Source organism: Psychrobacillus sp. (assembly GCF_056205495.1).
The window spans coordinates 1-7,572 of the sequence record NZ_JBAEAP010000568.1; the positions used below are offsets into that span (position 1 = coordinate 1).

Here is a 7,572-nt window from a genome sequence, read left to right on the forward strand (position 1 = left end):
CATGGCACTAATACTTTGTACAGTTACCATCCATTTATGTTTGACTGTAAATACTTGATAGAAAATCCCCCATGCAAAGACAGATAACCATCCTACTAAAAGTACGTGAGCGTGTATTGGTCTTAGTGAGTAGTCCATCTGACCCGCCATATGTGAACCAATATAAGTTCCAATCAGTCCAAATAATGCTGCAAAACGAATTAATCGTATACTCCAAGTTTTTTCCATTATTATCTCTCCTCTCAAAACCTCAGTTTAATGATTAAATATCTTTTCCACAAGTGGTAAATTTACTTAGACTTGAATATTTCAAATTTGAATAGAAAGAATATAAAAGTAAAAGGAAAGTTCATAGAGAGTTCATATACCTTCTGTAAACTAACTATTTGATAGAAATTTTGAAGGAGGAAAAGCGCTCATATGAAAAAACTATTACACCCAATTACTGACTGGGTCTCAACTAAACGAGGTATGTGGATTACCATTATTGCTTGGTTAGTCCTCATGATCGGACTAAGTGCTGGGCCACAACTTGGAGAGTATAAGGTAACTAATTTTCAATCTTTACCTGACGATGCAGCTTCTATAATTGCCAGTGAAAAGTTAGATGAATACTTCCCTAATGATCAAGGAACCCCTGGAATCCTAGTTTTTCATAACGAGGATGGAGAAGTAAATGTTGAAAGTGTAAAAAATATTCTTGAAGGTATTCAACAAGCAAATATTGATGGGATTGACACCATCGTTGATATTGCTTCATTACCAGAACAAGCACTAGCATCTTTTATCTCTGAGAACGGTTCTACTATGATTGTACCCATGAATCTTGAGGCTGGATTAGGAAATGACCAATATGCCGATATTAATGATGAGGCTTCTAAAATCGGGAACAATATAGCTAAAAGCACTGGGGACACACAGTTTTATATTACTGGTCCTGCGGGTATTGCAGGAGATACTGTTAAGTTATTTGAACAGGCAGATATCCAATTGTTACTTGCTACTATAGTAATTATTTTAATATTATTAATAGTTATTTATAGATCACCATTGCTGGCATTTATCCCATTGTTAGCAACTGTTATCGTTTATCAGGTAGCTAACCAAACGATTGCCCTTTTGGGAGCAGGCGGGTTAGAAATTAATAACTCTACTACTTCGATTATGAGTATTTTATTGTTTGCTGCTGTAATTGATTATTCGTTATTCGTATTCTCACGTTATCGTGAAGAGTTGAATCATTATGAAAGTAAATATGAGGCAATGAAATATGCAATGCGTGCTACTGGTGAGCCAGTATTCTTTGCTGGAGGAACAGTCCTAGCTGCTATGCTTGTTCTATTCTTTGCAGACTTCCGTGATTATCAAAATTTTGCGCCGATATTTGGTACAGCCGTATTTATAATTATGATTGCTTCCATTACATTAGTGCCTGCCTTATTTACTTTGTTTGGTCGCAAAGCATTTTGGCCAAAAGTACCAAAGTATGGAGAGCAAAAAGAAGTAAAACATGGCATATGGGGGCCAGTTGCTAAATTTGTTGTTAACAAACCATTTTTGACAGGTGGTCTTGTCTTTGTATTGATGGTTATCACTGCTTTAAATATGTTTAATCTAAAATTTGAATTCGATACCGTTAAGTCATTCCCAGAAGACCTACCTTCTCGTGAGGGTTATGAAATAGTTGAATCTAACTTTGACAAAGGTGAGCTTGCTCCTACGTCTATTTTAGTAGAAAGTAATTCAAACCTTTCAGATGATCAAGTAGAAGACTTAAGAGTCTTACTTGAGGAGCAAGAGAATGTAGCTTCTGTGCGGTTAACTAACGCTAATGAAGAACAATCCTTAGTTAAATATAGTCTAGCATTTGATATCAATCCTTATTCGACTGAAGCGATTGATCATTTGGGTGATATGCGCACAAGTGGTAAGGATATACTCAAGGCTGCAGAAATTGATGGAGATATTCATTTTGCTGGTACTACAGCTAAGCTTGTAGACGAGCGGGAAACTAACAGCAGTGATATCTATAAAATAGTGTTATTAGAAACATTATTAATAGTAGTTCTATTATTTGTTTTGACTCGATCATGGAAAATGCCTCTATACATGATGGCAACTATTCTTCTTTCCTATTTATCAGCATTAGGATTAGGTATTTTCCTTGTAGATGTGTTATTTGGTTACGAGGCAATAAGCACGCGAGTTCCAGTTTATTCCTTCATCTTCTTAGTTGCACTTGGGATCGACTACAATATAATTTTAGTCTCCAGGTTCATAGAAGAACGTAAAACATACAAGGTGAAAGAAGCTCTGGAAATTGCAATCCGTAATACAGGTGGAGTAATTTCTTCCGCTGGTATCATCCTTGCGGCAACATTTGCAGCACTGACAACAATGCCAATAGCAGATTTATTCGTCTTTGGCTTTATCGTATCAATAGGGATTATTATAGACACATTCCTAGTTCGCGGAATGCTTCTACCGGCTCTAATACTCCTATTCGAAAAAGATAAGAAGTAATATAGAAAAGCGCAAGCGCCTATGTCTGCCCCGACAGGCAAATGGAGAAAAGCGAGGAGGCAGTTCCTCAGCCACCGGAGCTATTATCCATTTGACCCCGAGGGGCAAGGCGCCGAAGCTAGACACCAAGAAAAGCGCAGGCGCCTATGTCTGCCCCGACAGGCAAATGGGAAAATACGAGGAGGCAGTACCTCAGCCACCGCAGTATTTTCCCATTTGACCCCGAGGGGCAAGGCGATGGAGCTAGACACCAAGAAAAGCGCAATCGCCTGTCTTTGCCCCGACAGGTAAGCTGTAAGCTGATATAATAACTTAAACCAATTAGAGGGTGTTTCGTAAGGTAGCTTACAAAACACCCTCTTTTAAAACAGGCATTAAAGAAGGTGGCGTAGATCCATGAATATCCTTGTAGTAGATGATGATGTAAATATACAGACATTAGTTATGATTCATTTAAAGAGGGCAGGTTATGAAGTAATAACAGCTAAAAATGGAGAAGAGGCCCTCACTTTATTAAAGGATGATTGGGCAGATTTAGCTGTAGTAGATGTAATGATGCCGGGGATGGATGGCTTTGCTTTGACGAGAATTTTAAGTGAAGAATATGATATCCCGGTAATTTTATTGACTGCTAAAGGAGCATTAGAAGATAAGGAGCAAGGCTTTTTAGCAGGCTCAGATGACTATTTAGTAAAACCTTTTGAGCCAAAGGAATTACTTTACAGAATTGCAGTTATATTACGTAGACTGGACAAGACCTTTAAGCCAATTATGGTAATTGGTAACGTAACTATTAATCGCTCTACCCATGAGGTCACCGTAGGTAAACAAACCCTCTTACTGCCTTTAAAGGAGTTCGAGCTTTTAAGTGTATTATCCTCTAAGCCAGAACAAGTTTTCACAAGAACTAGTTTAATGGAAAAAGTATGGGGCTACGATTATGAGGGAGACGACCAAACATTAAATACACATATTAAGCGTTTAAGACAACGATTAGAGAAAGCAAAGGCTCGGATAGAGATTCAGACAGTACGCGGTCTTGGTTATAAGCTGGATGTGATAGAACCATGAGATCCTTGTATAGACAATATACTTTAGCCACTTTGTTTATTATTGGGATTAGTATTCTAGCTGGTTTTCTAATTGTAAGTATCGTTTATAATATACAAATTAAAGAAAAGAATGATGAGAAAAACGTTGGAGTGGCTATAGAAATTACTTCCGTCTTAGAAAAAATGCATGGAGGGGGCTTCAATAACTATCTAGAATCCATAACTAAGCTGGGTTATCAGGCATATGTCATTAATGAAAATGAAGAAGAATATTCTTATGGTGAACCATTCCAAGATACTGAGCTACCAGAAGAAATTCGTTTGGAAGTCTTAAACGGAAATATTTATCATGGGATGCGTGATTATCAAGGTAAGTTTTTTATCTTTAATCATTATGCAAATAGTGTTAGAAATACTGTTGGTATTCCCTTCGAGCATGAAGGAATAGTTTACGGTTTATTTATTCGTCCAAATAACCAGCTACTGTTCTCTGATATGCATTTATTGCTGTTAGGCTTCCTACTCGCACTTGCAGTAATAATTCTTACTTCTATGCTATTACTGGCTAAGCAACTTGTTAAACCAATTAAACAATTGAATGACGCAACCAAACATGTAATGGTGGAGAATTATCGAGTGGAATTAGATATTACCCGTAACGATGAGCTTGGGCAGCTAGCTAGAAATTTCTCTAACATGGTTAAACAGCTTGAGCTTAATGATGAGGCAAGAAAGGCATTTATAAGTAATGTGTCCCATGATTTCCAATCGCCTCTTTTGAATATACAAGGGTACGCTGACCTTTTAAAATCAACCGACCTTAGTAAGGAAGAAAGAGAAAATTATATTCAGGTGATTGATCAGGAGGCAAAAAGATTGTCCAATCTCACCAAGCAACTTTTGTTGTTAACCTCTCTTGACCAATCTGCAAGACCAGTGAGGAAATCTGATTTTAGATTAGACGAACAGCTTAAGAAAGTCATTTACAAGTATAGATGGCGAATAGAAGAGCAGAATATGGATCTTTCTTATGAGATGGAACCCGTTATGTATTATGGAGATATAGATTTATTGGAAAACGTATGGGATAACGTGCTAACGAATGCTATTAAATATAATGTAGCAGAAGGTGAAATTTCCATTAAAGTGATAGACGGTAGTGACTATGTAAGGATTTCCTTCCAAGACAGCGGAATTGGTATGAAGGAAGAGGAGATTGACCAAATCTTTGAGAGATTCTACCGTATAGATTCATCTAGAACAAAGGAAGGCTCAGGTCTAGGTCTTGCGATTGTAAAAGAAATTGTTGAATTGCATAAAGGTAAAATAGAAGTGACAAGCAATATAAACGAGGGGACCTTATTTGTTATTTTGTTACCTAAACAAATAGCTTTTTAAACCGAGTTTAAACGTTCCATTTAACTATTTCATTGCTTATTGTGGGGAGAACTTAATTTAGGATGAAATTCGTGTTAAAATAAGCACTTAGCATATAAGAAGGAAGTGTTTTAAATGATAGGACGAAATGATCCTTGTCCATGTGGTAGTGGGAAAAAATATAAAAAATGCTGTGAGTCTAAACAGACTATTTCTATAGAGGAAGTTAAAACAGAAGAATTAGAGCGTGTCCTTCAGACCTTCTATGACGAGTATCCAGAAAGAAAGGATTATGCTGCATTTGGCGAGTTTGCTGCTGATTGGATTAAACCCTTAAAGAGTTTTATGGAGCAGGAAATGATAGAAGCAATAGCGATGGATGAATTCTTCTTTCACCAACGGTTAGATATATGGACAAGTTATTTAGAAAAGCAACGAAAGAAAATAGCAAGACCTTCCACGTTAAAGGTGTTAGATAGCTGGAGTGAGCCCCGTGCTTTCGTTGGAGTAGTAACTACTGTTGATGCAGAGTATTTAACAGTTCAGCATATATTGACAAACGAAATAATTTTACTTAGAAGAGAAAACGATAAGCCAGTTCCGACTGGAATGCATATATATTGTTTCATCCTTCCAGATGGACAAGGAGATAACCATTACTTGGCTGTCTCAAGTCTTGTGTTCTTCCCTACCGATCATAAGATTATCTTTGAGGATTTTACGAAAGAATTTAAATCCCTCAATGATACGACAGACAATGAGTTTCTTAAGGAAAACGGCTTGAAGCTCTGGATTGCTCTTGGTAAAAACGGCTATCAGGGGGGAGAGTATACCTTCTTCGAAGCTGGAGTACTTCAACAGGCAATGGATTTTTTAGAAAAAAATAAGCGTGACTATACAAAATTGATCGAAGTGGTAGAAGATTATTTGTTTGAGCAACAACCCAATGCTAGAAAAGAAGTGGCAATTGCTGCAGGGGCTATTAGATTTGGACAAGATAAAGGTTTCTTTGAACCATTAAGCTTGACTGTTAAAGAAATTGCAGAGACATTTGAGGTTTCTACTTCTTCTTTAAATAAATATTATAATGAATTATTAGCGTATTACGAAGAAAAAGTACTATAAATATAAATAGGTAAAGGCTATCTAGAATCTAAATAACCTTCAGACTGTAGTAAAAGGGTTGGAAACCATTTCGATTTCCAACTCTTTTTTTGTTTTTCAATTTACAAGTAGCTTCTTAAGAATTAAGGCAGCAAAAGTCAGCATCACCTGAAGGGACAATGTTTTTAATCCTTTAGGTTTGTCCATCGCATGGAATAGATGAATGTCATTTTGATCAGTAGCACGTTTTAAATAAAGATAAAAAGCCGTGAGAAAATCTATTAACAAAATAATATAATATACTTGGATTATATTAGAAACTCGGGAAAATAGAATTGAAAATGAACTAGTCCAACCGTATTATAATAAAAGATGGAAAGAGTGGATAAAAATTGTCAAAAAAAACATTCTACATATTAGTATTACTAGTGTTACTAATAATCTTTCTATTATTTATTAGAACAGCGGTAAACAAGTATAAAGAGACCATGCCCCAGCTTGTGTCTGCCTTAACGGCTATAGAAAGGGAAAAGGTGGAAGAAAGAGATAGAAAAAAAGAAGAATTATTAAAAGAATATAATAAAGTGGAGTATAAGCATTTAAATATATATTATCTAGAATTAGACAAAGAGTTATTACCAGCAACCAAAACTGCACTCGAACGAGGTATTTTATTAAATGAAAAATTTTTTGGTATTTATAATAAACCCTACGACGTAGTTTTATTTGAAAACAAGAGTCAAATAGAAAGTTTTTCTGATTTAGATTATGCTATAGGATTTAATGCTGATAGTATGAACATGCTGGGAATATTGCCCGAAGATCGAGAAGCTATTCTTAATAATATCCCCCCGATGGTTTGGTTATATAATAAAAATATAATACATGAATATACTCATTATGTATTAGAGCAAAAATTAACGGATCTAGCAATCACTAAGAAAGAAATTCCATACTGGTTTTTGGAAGGTGTCGCGGAGTATCTTGGTAGTGACGGTCATGATCACTACAATATAGATGCTAAAATACTACCTATAAACCAACTATCGACATATGCACAATGGGATCGTTATCGAACTAATCCTGAGTTCGATATATATTTACAATCGTATTTAACTATTAGATTCCTAATTAATAAATTTGATAATGATATTATTAATGAAATACTTATTCAAACACAAATTAAAGGTGACTTTGATGAAGGCTTTAAAAGTGCAACCGAGATGGATATAAATAATTTATCAGGTATTTATTGATTGTGCCTGCGGAAAGTGTACACTTGGCAACGGAAATCATCTTTTTATTTTAAGCTCTGTTAAAGTTATTGGTTGATTTTGACTAACAATTCTTTTTTATAGTGACTGTAAACATAAACAATTGAACTTTCAAATGGCTATTAAGAACATAAATAGATGATGAAAATGGGGTTGGTGACAGTTTTTTAGCTTTGTTTATGCGAGTAAATTTATTAGTTCTTTATCGATGCTAAAGCTGTTCCCATTTATTGATTGGAGCG

5 protein-coding genes and 1 pseudogene are annotated in these 7,572 nt (G+C 35.6%); 5 read left to right on the forward strand and 1 reads right to left on the reverse strand.

From position 1 onward, the window contains the following. Positions 1–228, reverse strand: a pseudogene (locus tag AC06OU_RS15950) (hypothetical protein); the annotation flags it as partial. Positions 229–420: 192 nt separating this feature from the next. On the opposite strand from AC06OU_RS15950, the gene AC06OU_RS15955 reads away from it, so the two are divergent. From AC06OU_RS15955 to AC06OU_RS15975, 5 genes are all read left to right on the forward strand, one after another. Then, positions 421–2,523, forward strand: coding sequence for an MMPL family transporter (locus tag AC06OU_RS15955; protein ID WP_475857085.1), 2,103 nt, complete (start codon positions 421–423; stop codon positions 2,521–2,523). Between the two features lie 396 nt (positions 2,524–2,919). Beyond that, positions 2,920–3,594: a response regulator transcription factor gene (locus tag AC06OU_RS15960; protein ID WP_475857087.1), complete on the forward strand. Its 675-nt coding sequence runs from the start codon at positions 2,920–2,922 to the stop codon at positions 3,592–3,594. Then, positions 3,591–4,973, forward strand: coding sequence for a sensor histidine kinase (locus AC06OU_RS15965; RefSeq protein WP_475857089.1), 1,383 nt, complete (start codon positions 3,591–3,593; stop codon positions 4,971–4,973). The genes AC06OU_RS15960 and AC06OU_RS15965 overlap by 4 nt, the downstream gene beginning before the upstream one ends. A gap of 114 nt (positions 4,974–5,087) precedes the next feature. Further along, complete coding sequence (locus AC06OU_RS15970; RefSeq protein ID WP_475857091.1) at positions 5,088–6,077, forward strand: YecA family protein; 990 nt, start codon at positions 5,088–5,090, stop codon at positions 6,075–6,077. Between the two features lie 371 nt (positions 6,078–6,448). Continuing rightward, entirely contained in the window at positions 6,449–7,312 is an 864-nt protein-coding gene (locus AC06OU_RS15975; protein WP_475857093.1) for a collagenase, read from the forward strand. The last annotated feature ends 260 nt before the right edge of the window (positions 7,313–7,572 follow it).